General features: G+C 52.5%; 2 protein-coding genes. One reads left to right on the top strand and one right to left on the bottom strand.

Features of this window, described 5'->3' with window-relative positions; translation table 11 throughout:
- Nucleotides 1-161: 161 nt before the first annotated feature.
- On the top strand, nucleotides 162-458 hold the full coding sequence (locus D5S03_RS11675; RefSeq protein WP_008871281.1) for a CopG family antitoxin: 297 nt from the start codon (nucleotides 162-164) through the stop codon (nucleotides 456-458).
- Nucleotides 459-805: 347 nt separating this feature from the next.
- Here the strand turns inward: D5S03_RS11675 and D5S03_RS11680 are convergent.
- Nucleotides 806-1906 (bottom strand): outer membrane homotrimeric porin (locus tag D5S03_RS11680; RefSeq protein WP_287044149.1); only part of this gene is annotated, 1101 nt, incomplete at its 5' end.

A 1906-nucleotide genomic window follows, 5' to 3' on the forward strand; every position in this document is an offset into this window, starting at 1 on the left:
ATTGTTGAAAATCCTGCTCGGGACAAACAGATGTATTTTGTACTCCTGATTCAAGGCTACACTTGGCTTGCTCCCTTCGTTATCGACGAGAGTGATGGGCTTATTTTTTTGAAAACGGCTTTTCCAAGCCGCAAATACCACAAGAGATACCAGGAGGAATCATGAAATACGAATTGACTCCGGAAGAACAGGAAATGGAAAACAGTGCGGACCAGCTTAGATCCGTTAGTGGAGAAAAGCGGCAAAAGGTCGAGGACATGCTTGGACGCGCCAGGAAAAACGAGGTGATAAGCTTACGCATCTCTGAGGCTGACCTGGAAATGATCAGAAACCAAGCGGCAGCGCAGGGCCTTCCTTACCAGACTTTTATCAACAGCATTCTGCACAAATACGTTACCGGACAGTTGTACGACAGACAGGAGGTCAGAAAGCTACTGGCGGAAATGCGGGGAACCTGATCTCCCAGCAGTAACCATTCAGGGGGGGGGAATCAACGCCTCTGGCGTGACTGCAATCAACATCGAGGACACCCTGAATGGTTACATGAGTGACAGGCATGCAAACCCTTCCAGAACTCTTTATTCTTAAAAACCGTGTGTGCGGAGCACCCGTGTGAAGCTGAATGCTTCCCGTGCCGGAGAAGATTTTTTGGCACGGGCAACTTCGTTGCTCACGGGCGGCTTTGCCGCTCACGGTTGGGAAATACGCCTCAAGTCTATCCTCGGTGGCGATTGCTCCCCCCCCTGAATGGTTGCTCACTCAAGAGGCTTTGCATGCTTCCTGCTCCACTGAAGTGTTATGCTGGTTAAAATTGAAAGCGCAGGCCGGTAGCCGCCTTCCAGGCATCGTCGTCCTGGATGTCGGGATCGCGGTCTCCACCGCTGCTCAGGCTTGGAGCTAAGTAACCAAGCTCCAGAATAGCAGCCAGGTTTTCGTACATCTGGTACTGGGTATCCAGGGTGAATTCCCAGGCCATGTCCCTGGTAGTGAAATATATCTCGTCCATCTCTGTGCCCAGGGCGCGCAGGTCCCTGTGATTTGTGCCCTGGTAGTAGGTCAGCTGCATATCGTGAGTAACATTATCCAATAAACTAAGGTCCCTCACGCCAGCGCCTATGGCCATCTTACCGCTGGGACCAAAAGAGTTGATTCCTGCATATCCGTCCAGGGCGGCCCTGCCGATGCCCCGCAGTTGAGATCCGCTCATGCCGAAGCTGGATACCCGGTGCAGATCGCCCGAGATAAAAGGCATGACCCTTCCCCGGGTATTTCCGTCCTTACCGGTGAAAGAGCTGCTGTGCCCGGATTCGTACATCAAGAAAAGCTCCGGGGTAAAGTGGTCTGTGTGGTACTCTGCAGCCAGGGCTGCGATCCAGCCCCTGGTTTCCTCGCCCACGGTATCGCCGGTGATATTGCTGCTGTGGCGGCCGTAGTTGAAATCACCGCTTAGCACCAGGGGATCAAGCAGATCCGCGGTAAAATTTATGCCGCCCCAGTACACGTGAGAAGAAGTTCTTCTTTCACCGGCAACGTACGGAAAAACATCAGCATTGGCAAAAGCACCCTGCCCTTTCATTCCGTAGATGCCAAAGGGCTGCAGCTGCAGGCCATCCATATTAATAGGCAGAATGGTGAGAAAAGCATCTATTTCATCGTTTTTATTCGGACCGGCTTCAAACATATCGTTGGCCCTGGCCCAGCTTAGAACCAGGCCCACGTTTTCATGTAATGGGGTGAATGAGTTCACGGCCCAGATATCGTCGTCAAAGATATGCGAGCCCAGTGTATTGGGGATAGTCAGTCCCTGCTTGCCCACCTGCATATGGATATTGGTGCCAGGAATAAAATAGTCAAGGTAAGCCCGGTCATACTCGAAAGAGCCCTGTTCCCGCCCAAGGCCGTCGCC

Origin of the sequence: Desulfonatronospira sp. MSAO_Bac3 (assembly GCF_003838035.1) — a bacterium.
In the GTDB taxonomy this organism is placed as follows: domain Bacteria; phylum Desulfobacterota; class Desulfovibrionia; order Desulfovibrionales; family Desulfonatronovibrionaceae; genus Desulfonatronospira; species Desulfonatronospira thiodismutans.

What these genes read in the sequence shown, in the direction of transcription:
- D5S03_RS11675 (WP_008871281.1), top strand. Translation starts at nt 162, where the DNA reads ATGAAATACGAATTGACTCCGGAAGAACAGGAAATGGAAAACAGTGCG.